General features: G+C 63.8%; 13 protein-coding genes and 1 pseudogene. 7 read left to right on the forward strand and 7 right to left on the reverse strand.

Annotated features, from left to right (window positions below):
* The 4 genes and pseudogenes from T336_RS0119950 to T336_RS0119960 all read right to left on the reverse strand — a co-directional run.
* A partial coding sequence (locus tag T336_RS0119950; protein WP_026433849.1) for an IS5 family transposase occupies positions 1-284 on the reverse strand: 284 nt, incomplete at its 3' end.
* Between the two features lie 176 nt (positions 285-460).
* A pseudogene (locus tag T336_RS0119955) lies at positions 461-691 on the reverse strand (transposase); the annotation flags it as partial.
* Positions 692-753: 62 nt separating this feature from the next.
* Positions 754-1,884, reverse strand: a complete 1,131-nt coding sequence (locus T336_RS26295; RefSeq protein WP_084151476.1) for a protein kinase family protein — start codon at positions 1,882-1,884, stop codon at positions 754-756.
* A 189-nt stretch (positions 1,885-2,073) separates the two neighbouring features.
* The gene (locus tag T336_RS0119960; RefSeq protein WP_051647359.1) at positions 2,074-3,051 is read right to left on the reverse strand and encodes a ketopantoate reductase family protein; all 978 of its coding nucleotides are present in this window, start codon (positions 3,049-3,051) and stop codon (positions 2,074-2,076) included.
* A 298-nt stretch (positions 3,052-3,349) separates the two neighbouring features.
* Between T336_RS0119960 and T336_RS0119965 the strand changes: the two genes are divergently transcribed.
* From T336_RS0119965 to T336_RS0119995, 7 genes are all read left to right on the forward strand, one after another.
* The gene (locus T336_RS0119965; RefSeq protein WP_026433852.1) at positions 3,350-4,285 is read left to right on the forward strand and encodes a hypothetical protein; all 936 of its coding nucleotides are present in this window, start codon (positions 3,350-3,352) and stop codon (positions 4,283-4,285) included.
* A gap of 30 nt (positions 4,286-4,315) precedes the next feature.
* The gene (locus T336_RS0119970) at positions 4,316-4,813 is read left to right on the forward strand and encodes a DUF1240 domain-containing protein (RefSeq protein WP_026433853.1); all 498 of its coding nucleotides are present in this window, start codon (positions 4,316-4,318) and stop codon (positions 4,811-4,813) included.
* 35 nt (positions 4,814-4,848) lie between these two features.
* Positions 4,849-5,346 (forward strand): hypothetical protein, encoded by a 498-nt coding sequence (locus T336_RS0119975; protein WP_026433854.1) that lies wholly within the window; start codon positions 4,849-4,851, stop codon positions 5,344-5,346.
* 94 nt (positions 5,347-5,440) lie between these two features.
* Positions 5,441-5,938: a DUF1240 domain-containing protein gene (locus T336_RS0119980; protein WP_035226675.1), complete on the forward strand. Its 498-nt coding sequence runs from the start codon at positions 5,441-5,443 to the stop codon at positions 5,936-5,938.
* An 11-nt stretch (positions 5,939-5,949) separates the two neighbouring features.
* On the forward strand, positions 5,950-6,447 hold the full coding sequence (locus T336_RS0119985; RefSeq protein ID WP_026433856.1) for a DUF1240 domain-containing protein: 498 nt from the start codon (positions 5,950-5,952) through the stop codon (positions 6,445-6,447).
* Positions 6,448-6,530: 83 nt separating this feature from the next.
* On the forward strand, positions 6,531-7,028 hold the full coding sequence (locus T336_RS0119990; RefSeq protein WP_026433857.1) for a DUF1240 domain-containing protein: 498 nt from the start codon (positions 6,531-6,533) through the stop codon (positions 7,026-7,028).
* 33 nt (positions 7,029-7,061) lie between these two features.
* Positions 7,062-7,547, forward strand: coding sequence for a hypothetical protein (locus T336_RS0119995; protein ID WP_035226677.1), 486 nt, complete (start codon positions 7,062-7,064; stop codon positions 7,545-7,547).
* A 44-nt stretch (positions 7,548-7,591) separates the two neighbouring features.
* Here T336_RS0119995 and T336_RS0120000 read toward each other — a convergent pair whose 3' ends face one another.
* From T336_RS0120000 to rpoD, 3 genes are all read right to left on the reverse strand, one after another.
* Positions 7,592-9,238 (reverse strand): methyl-accepting chemotaxis protein, encoded by a 1,647-nt coding sequence (locus T336_RS0120000; RefSeq protein ID WP_026433859.1) that lies wholly within the window; start codon positions 9,236-9,238, stop codon positions 7,592-7,594.
* A gap of 297 nt (positions 9,239-9,535) precedes the next feature.
* Positions 9,536-11,956 carry a glucose/quinate/shikimate family membrane-bound PQQ-dependent dehydrogenase gene (locus T336_RS0120005; protein WP_035226684.1) on the reverse strand — a complete coding sequence of 807 codons (2,421 nt, stop codon included), beginning with the start codon at positions 11,954-11,956 and terminating at the stop codon, positions 9,536-9,538.
* A gap of 155 nt (positions 11,957-12,111) precedes the next feature.
* The gene (rpoD, locus tag T336_RS0120010) at positions 12,112-14,454 is read right to left on the reverse strand and encodes an RNA polymerase sigma factor RpoD (RefSeq protein ID WP_026433861.1); all 2,343 of its coding nucleotides are present in this window, start codon (positions 14,452-14,454) and stop codon (positions 12,112-12,114) included.
* Between the last annotated feature and the right edge of the window lie 94 nt (positions 14,455-14,548).

Raw genomic sequence — 14,548 nt, forward strand, 5'->3', positions numbered from 1 at the left:
CGCGGGCCGCGCCAACCTGTTTTTTTTAAAGCCTGCTCCAGCAGGCTGCCACCCTCGCGCGGCTCGCTCCAGATCGCAAAGTACGAGTGCACGGTTCGCCACTTGGGAAAGTCGCTGGGCAGCGCGCGCCATTGGCAGCCCGTGCGCAGCAGGTACAGCACTGCACAGAACACCTCGTACAGATCCACCCTGCGGGGGGCCGTCTTCCTGCGCGCACTCTCCAGCAAGGGCCGGATCACGTCAAACTGCTCGCGCTTGATATCGCTGGGGTACCCTTTTCTCATCCAGCGAGCTTCTCATATCCGTCAGGCGAGACTTTGAACACGTTCTAAGCCCTGTGGCCGGATGAAACGGGGTGATTTTCGCGATGTGCGAGCTCAGCCTGCCCATCCAGCAGACAGATTTGGCCCGTGCTGCGGCCCCTGGGCGCGTTCTAGGCGCACTCATGCCTGCAGCGGCCGGGTCCGCTCAGGTTCCTCCACAGTTGCAGGCAGTGGATGCGCAGGATCGTCTCCAAGGCAAATGGAGGGCGTCCACCCCGTGCCTGGTGCGTGCCGCGTGCATGCGGCTGGATCCGCCCCACCAGCGCCGCCCACGGCACCACCCGGTTCATCTCTTCAAGGAATATCTCCTTGCGGGTCTTCTTGGGCAGGGGATCGAACCCCAGCATCTGCTGCTGCTCTTGCGTCATGCTCGCCATCTGCCTGCGGCTCCCTTCATGCGCCAGTCAGCGGCAGGTTTGGCAGATCTTCCTCAGAAGGGGATGTCATCCATGTCGTCAAACGAAGATTGCGATTCTTTGATTTTTGGTAGTGCATCAATACGCGCTCGCAAGTTTGCTTCGATGATGTTCTTTTGTTCCTTGCTGCATTTTCTGAGTAATTCGATAAATTCCTGTACGCATTGGACAGGGAATGTTTCTTGACTGTAGTAGCTGTAGAGGCCGTCAATGCAGCACTCAATAACAATCGAACTGCTTGGTGCTTCCGGTTCAAGCATAATTGATTTATAGGCTTCCTCAAGCTTTAAATGTATTTCTTCGATATTGAAGCAAGTTGCTTTCGTGCCAACTTTTGCAGTACGTTCCGCTAGCATTCTTGAAAACCATCGATAGCACTCTATGTCATCTTGTGAGAACTGCGTGGATCGAGGCTGCCCTATCAGCTCTTGTCGTGCTACTGCGAAAGATTTGAAGCGTTTTTCTCTGTTGGGTTCGACCATTCGTCGAAGCACCACTTCGTGCCGAAATTGGACAATTTCATGTTTCTCAATTAGCCATTCGAATAATTTTCCTACAAAATAAATTTCAGTCGCGTGGTCATAGATCCGTTGGGCAAACTCGGGAGGAAGAGCGCACCACCAATTCAAAGAAATACTTTTGTCGAAGTCGGTGCTATTAAGTGCTTGCTTTCCAAATCCGAAATCGATGATCTTAACGATGCCGCCGCCGGAGACGAGAATGTTGGATGTGCGAATGTCTCGGTGAAGAATGCGTTTGTTTTCGAGGTGATCAAATCCTTCAACTACTTGAATGAATAAGCTATTTATATCTTCAGGATGAGCTTTTAGATAATTGTCGATGTCCAAGCCATCGATATATTCCATAAAAATAAAGCCGTTGAAGCTTTCGGGGTAAATGATGTAGTTGAAAACCCGCACCACGTTGACGTGATGGACGGCGTGCATCAGCTTTATTTCTCTCAAAAATCCAGCAAAAAATTGCTCGCGCCAAGCATCTTGTGCTGGTGAATATTTCTTGCATACGAAATATTCGTCAATTGCTTCGTCGTGGAGTAGAACAGTCAAACCACATGCGCCACGCCCAAGCTCCCGTTCCAAGAAAAAACTGCGTCCGTGCTGAAATTTTACTTTTCTTCTTTCCATATCACTTTTGCTTTTAAATTTTTATGATGGGCTGATTCTGCCCCTGCGGCATTGAGTTGGAAGCTATGCGTTTGTTTTTGCCAGGAGTCTTGGGGCTTTAGGGCTGAGTTGGTGATTTTGTTAAAAATTAATGAATTCCATAGTCAGCCCGCGGCAATCCATGTGCAATTTTGGAAGTCGGCGGCAGAATTAGGGGCTAATGATTTCTAATTCCACCACCTTCACCAACACCCACAACGCCCGATTCACCGGCGTCACCACCCCCACCGCCTTCCCCCGCGCCACCACATACCCATTGAGGTGATCGATCTCGCTCGGCTTGCCCCGCGCCAGGTCCTGCGCGGTGGACGACATCTGCCCCGGCATGGTGGCCGCGATGCGGCTCACCGCCGCGCCCACATCGCCCGGAATCTGGATGCCGTCCGCTTCGGCCACCGCCAGGCATTCGGCCACCACGTCGGCAATCACGTCCGCCACGCCGGGCGTCTGCACCAGCCGGCCATAGGGCTGCTGCGCGAGTGCGGAGATCGCGTTGTACGCGCAGTTGAGCACCAGCTTGGCCCAGAGCGCGCCGCGCACGTTGTCTGAAATCTCCGTGGCGATGCCGGCGGCGCTGAACTGCTGCACCACCGTGGCGCTGCGAGGCGAAGGCGCGATCACCAGTTCACCGCGCCCGTGGTGGCGCACGTGGCCGGGGCCGGCCATTTCGGTGGCCACATAGACCACGGCGGCAGCGACGGGGTGGGTATCGCCCAGCACGCCACGCACGCGCTCGTCGTTGTCCACGCCGTTCTGCAGTGTGAGCACCAGCGCGCCGGGCGCGAGGTGCGGCTGGATCTGGCGTGCCGCGTCCTCGGTGTCGGCGGATTTCACGCAGAACATCACCACGTCCGCACCCCGCACCGCGGCGGGATCGGTGTCGGCCGCCATGGGCACCTGTTCGTCGAGCGTGGCGGTCTGCAGGCGCAGGCCGTTCGCGCGGATCGCCTTGACGTGCGCGGGCCGGCCGATCAGCGTGACCGCATGGCCGGCGCGCGCGAGCAGGGCGCCGAAGTAGCAGCCCACGGCGCCGGCGCCCATCACGGCGATGCGCAGGGGTGGGGCTGCCGGATCGAGCGGCGATACAGGCAGGCCTCCGGCAGGGGCTGCCGATGGGGATGCAGTCATGCGGTTTTTTCTCTCTCTATCTCTCGCTTCTCTGTCGAGCATCGTACGCCCGGCGGGAGCCGCTGCCTCCAGGGGTTTGCGAGATGGGGAGGGCGAATGTGTCACTGCCGCTGGTTCGGAGTCGAAAACTGCCGACTTACCCCCTTGTCAAGCAAACTGATCGCCGTCGCGCTTGTTGTTCCGTTAGGCGGAACGATTCCTGGAAAACGTCGTTTTGTTAACGCATTGTTGCAATGAGGCCGAGGGGGCAAAACTAGCATTCGCCCCCATCGAAAACGTGACAGCAAGGGGAGGAAGCATGAGCGCGGAGCTCGCAGCGACGTTTTTCAACATGGGCTATGCCCAGTCCGTGGCGCAGTCCATGGAGCAGAACCGGGTGGATGTGCTGGTGCTCACCCAGGGCCAGTACATGGGCATCCTGCAGGACAAGGCCCGGAACAACCCGGCGCTGGAATTCAGCCTGCGCAAGATCCTCGCCAGTTCAACATTCGGACAGTACTGGCAGCACACCTTCAGCCCCAACGCCAGCGAACCGTGGGTGGGGCCGGCGGCGCAAGGCGCCAACGATGCGATCGCCATCACCCGCACGCTGAATGCGATCGGCATGTCGGGCATCACCACGTATGTGAAGACGACCGCGACCGGCACCTACATCATCATCAAGGGCTACTCGGCGCGCCGCAGTTCCGCGCTGCAAGGTACGCGCTATCTCGCCACGCACCCGAAGATGATCCAGCTGGGGCTGGGCATGCAGAGCCTGCAGGGCATTGCCAAGGGCGGGTTCATGCTGGGCGTGGTCGTCTCCAGCGGCATCGAGTTGATGGACTTCATGTTCAACAACGAGAAGACGATGTATGACCTGGTGGGTGGGATTGGGGTGGAGGCGGTGAAGGGTGGGTTGGGCGGTTTGGTTGCCTATGCCGCAGCCGCGGGTGTTGCTGCCGCAACGACGGTGGCAGTACTGCCCTTGGTCGTTATGGCCTTGGTAGCCGTGTCTGGCGGTGTCGTGCTCAACATGGCGGACAACCACTACGGAATCAAACAGAAGGTGATCGGCACCCTCAAAATGCTGCCAGAAAAAATCGAGCAGGGCGTCTACACCATCGATACCAAGTCACAGGCGTGGCAAGACGATCTTCAAAACGCCATTGAGCGCAAGACGAGGGATGTGACGCATTCAATCGGCAGCGGTGCCAAGGATTGGCTTTGCCGCGTTTCCCGCATGTGCTACTAGGCCAATCGCCATCAACCTACCAGAACCGAAATGCACGACATTCCTGCGCTGCGTAAAACCATGCTGTGGAGCACGCCGCTCTTTATCGGTATCTCGGCGAGCTGCGTGTGGGCCACCTTGCATGGAGTCGTGCCGGTGTTCCAGGGTATCGCGGTAAGGGCTCCAGTCGTCCGGATTGCGCCCGCTGCCCAGCTGGCACCGTTCGTCGCCGTCGTCTGCATCATGGCCATTGTTCTCGGCGCCATGCGCGTCGCGCTGTGCCGTGAAGCCGCGATTGCGAAGTTCGAGCGCGCTTTCACGATCGCCGTGCTCGCCAGCGGCTTGGTGATGCTGCTGATCCCTGTGACCTCGTTCATCCAGCGCCTGTACATGCCGAGCATTGGCTACACGGCGTGCTACGAACTGCAGGGCAACCCGACCCTCTGGTTCACGGATTGGGTGAAAGATCCTGCGTTGTGCGTCAAAGGAAAGAGCCTGGATTGGGTCAACGAGCAGGCGCAGTTGTCCAAGTCACCCGCAACTCCATGAGCCGTGGCGCCGTGCCCTCGCTACCCCGGTCATCCATGCATGACATCCATCACATCCGAAAGCTTGCCCGGTGGGGCATTCCGCTGTATCTCGGGCTCGTGGCAGGAGCGTTGCTGATGACGCGCCATGCCTTGGTGCCGATGGTTCAGGACATCGTGTTGAAAGCACCCGTGGTGCGGATCACGCCGGGTATGCACCTCATGCCGTGCGTCGTCGCTTTCGGCTCACTGGCAATCGTCGTCATGGTGATGCGGGCGATCCCCTGCCGCGCCAGCCTCATCAAGCAATTCGAGCTTGCGGCCAACCTGGCTGTCGCAGCCAGCGCCATTGCGCTCCTGTTGGTCCCCGTGGTCGCTATCGCCCAGCGCTACTACATGCCCAGCATCGGCTACACCCAATGCCATGTCCTGCAGGGCCAGCCCACGCTGTGGTTCACGGACTGGGTTCGCGATCCGGCATGGTGTGTGAAGGGTAAGAGTCCGGAATGGTTGAACGAGCAGGCGCAGCAGTCCAGGTCGATCGCGCCTCTGTGAACAGCCTAATGGTGCCGCTACTGGCTCCTCGCGGCCTGGTGGTGCTTGGTGTGTCAGATCAGGTATCTCACTCGAACACCCGAACCTGCCTTCCATGTTTGATGTCGCCGGAATTCGAAAAACTCTGATCTGGGGTATCCCGCTCTACCTGGCCTTGGCCACAGGTTCGATCCTGATGGTCGCCTACATCCTGGTTCCGACGATGGAGGGAGTTTCCGAGCGTGCCCCAGTAGTTCGCATCGGACCTGCCGTGCTGGTAGCGCCATTTGTCGCTGCGTTTTGTCTCCTCGGCGTCGTCGTCGCTTCCATGCGCGCGATTCCCTGTAGCGACCGCATCATCAAGCCTTTCGAGCGTGCGTTCATCGCCACAGTGCTTGCGTGTGTAGTGGCGATGCTGTTGATTCCGGTCACCGCTGCGTTGGCACGATCTCGGATGCCGAGCATCGGCTACACCCAATGCCATGTCCTGCAGGGCCAGCCCACGCTGTGGTTCACGGATTGGGTTCGTGATCCTGCGTGGTGTGTCAGGGGCAAGAGCCTGGATTGGGTGAATGAGCAGGCGAGGTTGTCCGTGGCGCGCCCAGTTCCTTGAGTCGCGCTGCCATGCACGACATCCGGCAAATCCGTAAATCACTGCTTTGGGGCATACCTCTCTGCGTTCTCGTCGGTGCGGGGTGCCTATGGCTCGGCTTTGAAGCCGTGGTACGAACGATCCAGCAGGTCGCCGCTGGAGCAGCGGGCGTCCGGATTGCACCTGCCGCGCAATTGACACCCTTCGTCGCTGTTCTGTGCATCCTCGGCATCGTTGTCGGGATCATGCGGGCGATACCTTTGAGCGACGGGCCGATCCGGCGTGCCGAGCGTGCCTTCAACATCACGGTCGCAGTCAGTGCCATCGCGTTTCTGCTGGTTCCCGTGACATCCATAGCCCAGCACTACTACATGCCCAGCATCGGCTACATCCAATGCCACATCCTGCAGGGCCAGCCCATGCGGAGGTTCACTGACTGGGTTCGCGACCCGGCATGGTGCGTTAAGGGCAAGAGCCTGGATTGGGTCAACGAACAGGCGAAGGCGCTCGCGTCGCATGGGGTGCGCTGAAGCGAGTAGCGGAGCAAGCGACGGGGCTGGCCTGGTTTCCCGCATGTTCACCGGCCCCTCTGCCGTCAACTACCAGACCCGAAATGCATGACATTCCCGCACTGCGCAGAACCATGCTGTGGAGCACGCCGCTTTTTCTTGGCATCGCTGCCAGCTGCGTGTGGGTCACCCTGCATGGGGTCGTGCCGGTCTTTCAGGGCCTCGCGGCAAGGGCTCCGGTCGTCCGGATTGCGCCCGCTGCCCAGCTGGCACCGTTCGTCGCCGTCGTCTGCACCATGGCCATCGTGCTCGGCGCCATGCGCGTCGCGCTGTGCCGTGAAGCCGCGATTGCGAAGTTCGAGCGCGCTTTCACCATCGCCGTGCTCGCCAGCGGCTTGGTGATGCTGCTGATCCCGGTGACCTCGTTCATCCAGCGCCTGTACATGCCGAGCATTGGCTATGCGGCGTGCTACGAACTGCAGGGCAACCCGACCCTCTGGTTCACGGATTGGGTGAAAGATCCTGCGTTGTGCGTCAAAGGCAAGAGCCTGGAATGGGTGAACGGGCAGGCGCGATTGTCCACGTCACGCGCAACTCCCTGAGCACTGAAACTGTGCCTCGCTACCCGGCCATCCATGCACGATATCCATCACATCCGAAAGCTTGTTTGGTGGGGCATTCCGCTGTATCTCGGCCTCGTGGCAGGAGCGTTGTTGATGACGCGCCATGCCTTGGTGCCGATGGTCCAGGACATCGTGTTGAAAGCGCCCGTGGTGCGGATCACGCCGGGCGTGCACCTGATGCCGTGCGTCGTCGCTTTCGGCTCACTGGCCATCGTCGTGATGGTCATGCGGGCGATCCCCTGCCGTGCCGGCCTCATCAAGCCATTCGAGCTCGCGGCCAACCTGGCGGTCGCAGCCAGCGCCATCGCGCTCCTGCTGATCCCCGTGGTTTCGATCGCCCAGCACTACTACATGCCCGGCATCGGCTACACCCCATGCCACGCCCTGCAGGGCCAGCCCACGCGGTGGTTCACGGACTGGGTTCGCGATCCTGCGTTTTGCGTGCAGGGCAAGAGCCCGGACTGGGTGAACGAACAAGTCCGCCGATCGCCTCCATGAGGCACTGAGCGGCCCCGGAAGGGACCGCCACCGGATCCGCCCACTCAGGCGACGGCCAGCAGGAGACCGTCCCGGGCGCCCGCAGGGGCGCGCCGTGCCGGGGCTGCCGTGGCGCCCGCCACGTCCGCACCCGTCGGCAGCCGGAACTGCGCCACGGTGCGCGCCAGCGTTTCCGCCTGGAACTTCAGGCTGTCGGCGGCCGCGGCGCTTTCTTCCACCAGGGCGGCGTTCTGCTGCGTGACCTGGTCCAGCTGCTGCACGGCATCGCCCACTTGGCCGATGCCGCTGGATTGCTCCGCGCTGGCGGCGCTGATTTCCGCGACCAGGGTGGACACCTCGGCCACCTGGGCCACGATGTCTTCCATCGTGCGGCCCGCCTGGGCCACGAGTTCGCTGCCGGCGTTCACGCGCGACACGCTGGTCTCGATCAGGCCCTTGATTTCCCCGGCGGCCTGCGCGCTGCGCTGCGCGAGGCTGCGCACCTCGGCCGCCACCACGGCGAAGCCGCGGCCCTGTTCGCCCGCGCGGGCGGCTTCCACCGCGGCGTTGAGCGCCAGGATGTTGGTCTGGAAGGCGATGCCGTTGATGGTGCCGATGATGTCGGCCATGCGGTCCGAGCCCTGGCGGATCGAGTCCATGGTGCGCACCACGTCCTGCACCACCGTGCCGCCCCGGGCCGCGACGGACGAGGCGCCCGAGACCAGTTGGTGGGCCCGGCGGGCCGATTCGGCGTTCTGCTGCACGGTGGAGGTCAGTTCCTCCATCGAGGCGGCGGTTTCCTCCAGGTTGCTGGCCTGTTCTTCCGTGCGCTGGCTCAGGTCGGCATTGCCGTTGGCGATCTGCACGGTGCCGGTGGCGATGGAGTCGGAGCCCGCGCGCACGCTGCCCACGATGCGCACCAGGCTGTCGTTCATGCGCGCCAGGGCGGAAAGCAGCTGGCCCACCTCGTCGCGCCGCCCCGTGGGGATGTGCGAGGTCAGGTCGCCGCCGGCCACGGCCTCGGCCACCTGCACGGCGGTGTGCAGCGGGCGGGTGATGGAGCGGGCGATGAGCCAGCACAGCGCCACGGCCAGCACGGCGGCCACCGCGCCGATGGCGATGACGGTGACGCGGCCGGTGCTCACCTGCGCGTCGGCCCGGTCGCTGTCCTCGGCCATCACCTTCTGCTGGTGATCGGACAGGCGGTTGAGGGCATCCAGGTATTTCTGCTGGACGGGCCGCAGGCGGGTTTCCAGCAGGTCCCGGGCCTCTCCCGAGTGGTCCTCGCGCATCAGCTGCAGCAGCCGGTCCATTTCAGCGACGTAGTCCGCGCGTGCCGCCTCGCAGGCCTTGAGCATCTGGACGCCCGAGGCGGAGCGGACCAGCGGCGACAGCTGAGAGAACAGTTGGTTGACGGCCTCGCGGCTTTCCTGGATGCGGCGGGTTTCCTTCGCGCGGCTGTCCGCGCTCTCGAAGATCAGCATGTTGCGCGTGTAGCGCGACTGGGCCTCCGTCTCGTTGGCGATCTGCGTCAGCAGCCTGACCTTCGGGTAGGCGTCGCGCGTGACCTTGGTGAGGGCGCGGTTCACGTCGCCCAGCGCCCCGAGCGACAGGCCGGCCAGCAACGCCAGCACGGCGATCACGGCGAGGAAGGCCAGGCCGATGCGGTGGCTGATCCGCAGGTTGCCGAAGAAGGAGGTGTTTTCGCTCATGGCGGGAGGTAAAGGTGGGGCTGGCAGGAACGGGTGGGCGCCTGCGACACCTCCCGCATGACAGTGCCGGGAGACCGCCTTGCGGTTGTCCCATGGTCGAGCACCTGTCGGGAATCTTATTTTCTTATTGAAACTTTTGAAATCTTTTATTTGCAAATTTAATGAAGTTGACACATGTTTGTGGCAGATGCGCACTGCCGGGCAGGTCGGTCGCCAGACCATGAAAAAAGCCCCGGCCGGCGGGCGCGGGGCTTTCGGTGATGCCAGGGGCGGAACATCCGCCGGCCCGGCACCGGTTCAACGCTGCGCGGGCAGCGCGTAGGCGATGACGTAATCCCCCCGGTCGGGCGACTGGCGCGCGCCGCCGGCGGTGATCACCACGTACTGCTGTCCGGTCTTCGGCGACTGGTAGGTCATCGGGCCGCCCTGGCTGCCCACGGGCAGGCGGGCTTTCCAGGCCTCCTTGCCGTTGCTGCTGTCGAAGGCGCGCAGGTAGTAGTCCTGCGTGCCGGCGATGAACACCAGGCCGCCCTGGGTTGCCAGCGTGCCGCCCAGCGTGGGCATGCCGATGGGAATGGGCATGCGCATCTTGATGCCCATCGGGCCGGTGTCCTGCACCGTGCCCACGGGCACCTGCCAGGCCACCTGGCGGGTTTTCAGGTCGATGGCCGTGAGCGTGCCGTAGGGCGGTGCCTGGCAGGGAATGCCGGCCACGGACAGGAAGCGGTTCTTGTTCACTGCATAGGGCGTGCCCTTGAGCGGCACGGCGCCCATGCCGGTGTTCACGGCCTCGCCGCCGCCGGAAGCGGCACCGCGGTTGGCCGAGGGAATCATCTGCACCCACAGGCCCAGGCGCATGTCGTTGGCGAACAGGAAGCCGTGCACCGGGTCCACCGACAGGCCGCCCCAGTTCATGCCGCCCAGCGACCCGGGGAAGCTCAGCGACACATCCGTGCCCGGCGCGGTGTACAGGCCCTCGTAGCGCATCTTCTTGAAGGCGATGCGGCACAGCATCTGGTCGAAGGGCGTGGCGCCCCACATGTCGGATTCGGTCAGGGTCTGCGCGCCGATCTGCGGCATGCCCACCGAGCGCGGCTGTGTGGCCGAATACGGCTCGTTCGGGATGTCGGCTTTCTTCACCTGCTGCTCCTGCACGTCGGTCAGCGGCTTGCCGGTGGCGCGGTCCAGCACGTAGATCTGGCCGGCCTTGGTGCCGATGGCCAGCGCCGGCACGGTGCGGCCGCCGTCCACGGGGAAGTCGATGAAGCTTGGCTGCATCGGCAGGTCGAAGTCCCAGAGGTCGTTGTGCACGGTCTGGTACACCCACTTCTCGGCACCCGTGGTGGCATCCACCGCGAGCACGGAGGCGCCGTACTTGTGGTTCAGGGCCGTGCGCTCGGCGCCGTACAGGTCGGTCGAGGGGCTGCCCATGGGCAGGAAGACGGTGTTCATCGCCGCGTCGTACGACATCGGCGCCCAGGAGTTGGGCGTGCTGCGCACGTAGGTCTTGCCTTCGGCGGGCGCCTTCTTGTCTTCCGGATTGCCCGGGTCGAAGGCCCAGCGCATCTGGCCGGTCACCACGTCGAAGCCGCGGATCACGCCACCGGGCATGTCGGCCTGCACGTTGTCGGCCACGCGGCCGCCCACCACCACGGTGGTGCCGGCCATCAGCGGCGGGGAGGTGAGCTGGTAGAACGGATCGGGCGATGCGCCCAGGCCGGCCTTCAGGTTCACCTGGCCGTTGGTGCCGAAGCCCCGGCAGAACTCGCCCGTGTCGGCATCGACCGCGATCAGTCGGGCGTCGATGGTGTTGGTGAGGATGCGGCGCTGGCAGTTGGCGCCGGCCGGCAGGGCCACCGGCTGCACGGGCGTGGCGCCCGCGGCGGTCACGGCCGGCAGCTGCGCGGCCGCGTCGAAATACGCCAGGCCGCGGCAGCGCTGCCACACGGACGACTGCGCATTGATCTCGCGCTTCCAGAGTTCGCGGCCGGTGTCGGCCTCCAGCGCGATCAGGTTGTTGTGCGGCGTGCAGAGGTACAGGCGCTCGCCGATCTGCAGCGGCGTGGTCTGGTCTTCCGCGCCGTTGCCGTTGCTCACGGCGATGTCGCCCGTGTGGTACGTCCAGGCCACTTCGAGCTGCCCGACGTTGCCCCGGTTAATCTGGTCCAGCGCGGCGAAGCGGCTGCCGCCGTTGGTATTGCCGTAGTGCTCCCAGTTTTTCTGGGCCTGGGCCGGATCGACGGGCGTCAGGCCCGGGCCGCTGCCGTTGGCCGCCACCGTGGGATGCGGCACGAACATGCCGCCGAAAGCCGCCACCAGCGCCACGGCCAGCACGGCCGCCACGCCATAGGCCCCGCGGCCGCGCGGCGCGGCCAGGCCGGGATAGGCCAGCGCCACCAGCAGGCCGAGCACGCCCAGGGCGAAGAGGCGCGAGAAGAGCGGCCAGAACGACCAGCCTGCATCGGCGAGGGCCCAGGCCACGCTGGCGGCCAGCGTCACCGCATAGAGCCAGGCACCGGCCGTGCGCCCGCGCCACAACAGAACGCCGGCCACCAGCATCGCCAGGCCGGCCGGCGCGAAGTACAGGCTGCCGCCCAGGGTGGCCAGGGTGATGCCGCCCGCGAGGAAGGCGAGGCCGAACAGCACCGCCAGGGCGCCCACGAGCCTGCCGGCCCAGCGCGGTCGCCCGGGCAGCGCCGGATCGAGTTTTGCGGTCATTGGAATTCCTTGTTGATGAACGTCAATGGTATTTTCCCGCAAGAGATGTAACTCTGCTGTAGGCAGGGTCGGCCCCATGAAAAAAGCCCCGGCCGGTGGACGCGGGGCTTTCAAGGGGGCGGGGCCGCCGGGGAGGGCGGCCAGCGCGGCGCGGATCAGAGCGAGTCGATGAAGCTGCGCAGCTTGTCGCTGCGGCTCGGGTGCTTGAGCTTGCGCAGTGCCTTGGCTTCGATCTGGCGGATGCGCTCGCGGGTCACGTCGAACTGCTTGCCGACTTCTTCCAGCGTGTGGTCGGTGGACATCTCGATGCCGAAGCGCATGCGCAGCACCTTGGCTTCGCGCGGCGTGAGGCCGTCCAGGATGTCCTTGACCACGTCGCGCAGGCCGGCCTGCATGGCGGCGTCGATCGGGGCGGTGTTGGCGCCGTCCTCGATGAAGTCGCCCAGGTGGCTGTCGTCGTCGTCGCCGATCGGCGTTTCCATGGAGATCGGCTCCTTGGCGATCTTCATGATCTTGCGGATCTTGTCCTCGGGGATCTCCATCTTCGCGGCCAGGATGGACGCATCGGGCTCGAAGCCGAACTCCTGCAGGTGCTGGCGGCTGATGCGGTTCATCTTGTTGATGGTCTCGATCATGTGCACCGGGATGCGGATGGTGCGCGCCTGGTCGGCGATCGAGCGCGTGATGGCCTGGCGGATCCACCACGTGGCGTAGGTCGAGAACTTGTAGCCGCGGCGGTATTCGAACTTGTCCACCGCCTTCATCAGGCCGATGTTGCCTTCCTGGATCAGGTCGAGGAACTGCAGGCCGCGGTTGGTGTACTTCTTGGCGATGGAGATCACGAGGCGCAGGTTGGCCTCGATCATTTCCTTCTTCGCGTCGCGCGAGGCGGACTCGCCCTCGTTCATGCGCTTGTTGATGTCCTTGAGCTCGGACAGCGGCACCACCACGCGGGACTGCAGGTCCATCAGGCGCTGCTGCAGCTCCTGCACCGGCGGGATGTTGCGCGCGAGCACGGCGCTCCAGGGCTTGCCGGCGGCGGCCTGCTTCTCGACCCACTGCAGGTTCAGCAGGTTGGGCGGGAAGTCCTTGATGAAGGTTTCCTGCGGCATGCCGCACTTGTCCACGATGATGCGGCGCAGCTCGCGCTCCTTCTTGCGCACGTCGTCCACCTGGGCACGGACCATGTCGCACAGCTTCTCGATGGTCTTGGCCGTGAAGCGGATGGTCATCAGCTCGGCCGAGATGGCGTGCTGGGCCTTCATGTAGGCCGGCGTGCCATAGCCTTCCTTGTCGTAGATCTTGTGCATCTTCTCGAAGAGCCCGCGCAGGTTGTCGAACCGGCGCAGCGCTTCGTTCTTGAGCTCTTCCAGCTTCTTGGTCAGGGCCTTGGAGCCGCCCTTGCCGTCGTCGTCGTCCTCTTCGTCGAACTCGTCGAAGTCTTCCTCGGCCACGTAGTCGTCGGCCTCGTTGGGGTTGGAGAAGCCGTCCACGATGGTGGAGATGACGACCTTGCCCTCGCGGATCTCCTCGCCCATGGCCAGGATCTCGGCGATGGTGGCGGGCGATGCGCTGATGGCCTCCATCATGGCCTGCAGGCCGCCTTCGATGCGCTTGGCGATCTCGATCTCGCCCTCGCGGGTGAGCAGTTCCACGGTGCCCATCTCGCGCATGTACATGCGGACCGGGTCGGTGGTGCGGCCGAATTCGCTGTCCACGGTGGAGAGTGCCGCCTCGGCTTCTTCCTCGGCTTCCTCGACGGTGGTGGCGGTGGGCGTGACGTTGTTCTGGAACAGCGTCTCGGCATCGGGCGTCTGCTCGTACACGGCCACGCCCATGTCGTTGAGCATGGTGACCACGACTTCCATGGTCTCGGCATCGACCAGCTTGTCGGGCAGGTGGTCGGAGATCTCGACCTGGGTCAGGTAGCCGCGGGTCTTGCCCAGCGTGATCAGGGCCTTCAGGCGCGAGCGGCGCTTGGCCAGGTCTTCCTCGGACAGGACGGTGTCGTCCAGGCCGAATTCCTTCATCAAGGCGCGTTCCTTCGCCTTGCTGATCTTCATGCGCAGGGGCTTGACCTTCTCGGCGGTGGGCGCCGCCTCGGCCGGCTCGGCCTCGACCTCGCCCTCGAGTTCGGATTCGATGTCCGACAGGTCGGCGTCGTCGCCCGCGGACTCGTCCTCGGAGGCCTTGGGCTTGCGGCCGCGCTTGGCGGGGGCCTTGCCTGCGGCGGCGGTGGTGGCGGCCTTGGCCGGGCGGCCGGGGCGCTTCTTGGGCGTTTCGTCGTCATCGGCCGCCGCAGGGGCCGCGGCCTTCGCGCGGCTCGCCTTCTTGGCAGTGGTTTCTTCGGAGGCTTCGGGCTTGTCGGCGGACTTGTTCACGGGCACGGATGGAGCTTTCTTTGCGGCAGGAGCGGCCTGGGTTTTCGAGGAGGAGGCGGCCTTCGCAGCGGTATCGGGGACGGACTTGGGCGACTTCGCGGACTTTTGAGCGGGCATGGACGACCTCAGATTCAAAAACGGACACACAAAGAAAACGCAAGCGCGTCGGCTACCGGCGCGGGTGGCAGGGCGAAGGCGGTGCCTCCGCGGT

Origin of the sequence: Paracidovorax oryzae ATCC 19882, from assembly GCF_000687165.1 — a bacterium.
Classification (GTDB): Bacteria; Pseudomonadota; Gammaproteobacteria; order Burkholderiales; family Burkholderiaceae_C; genus Paracidovorax; species Paracidovorax oryzae.

Bases quoted from the DNA above. Each gene is read 5' to 3' on its own strand.
- T336_RS26295 (WP_084151476.1), bottom strand. From the start codon at position 1,884: ATGGAAAGAAGAAAAGTAAAATTTCAGCACGGACGCAGTTTTTTCTTG.
- T336_RS0119960 (WP_051647359.1), bottom strand. From the start codon at position 3,051: ATGACTGCATCCCCATCGGCAGCCCCTGCCGGAGGCCTGCCTGTATCG.
- T336_RS0119965 (WP_026433852.1), top strand. From the start codon at position 3,350: ATGAGCGCGGAGCTCGCAGCGACGTTTTTCAACATGGGCTATGCCCAG.
- T336_RS0119970 (WP_026433853.1), top strand. From the start codon at position 4,316: ATGCACGACATTCCTGCGCTGCGTAAAACCATGCTGTGGAGCACGCCG.
- T336_RS0119975 (WP_026433854.1), top strand. From the start codon at position 4,849: ATGCATGACATCCATCACATCCGAAAGCTTGCCCGGTGGGGCATTCCG.
- T336_RS0119980 (WP_035226675.1), top strand. From the start codon at position 5,441: ATGTTTGATGTCGCCGGAATTCGAAAAACTCTGATCTGGGGTATCCCG.
- T336_RS0119985 (WP_026433856.1), top strand. From the start codon at position 5,950: ATGCACGACATCCGGCAAATCCGTAAATCACTGCTTTGGGGCATACCT.
- T336_RS0119990 (WP_026433857.1), top strand. From the start codon at position 6,531: ATGCATGACATTCCCGCACTGCGCAGAACCATGCTGTGGAGCACGCCG.
- T336_RS0119995 (WP_035226677.1), top strand. From the start codon at position 7,062: ATGCACGATATCCATCACATCCGAAAGCTTGTTTGGTGGGGCATTCCG.
- T336_RS0120000 (WP_026433859.1), bottom strand. From the start codon at position 9,238: ATGAGCGAAAACACCTCCTTCTTCGGCAACCTGCGGATCAGCCACCGC.
- T336_RS0120005 (WP_035226684.1), bottom strand. From the start codon at position 11,956: ATGACCGCAAAACTCGATCCGGCGCTGCCCGGGCGACCGCGCTGGGCC.
- rpoD (WP_026433861.1), bottom strand. From the start codon at position 14,454: ATGCCCGCTCAAAAGTCCGCGAAGTCGCCCAAGTCCGTCCCCGATACC.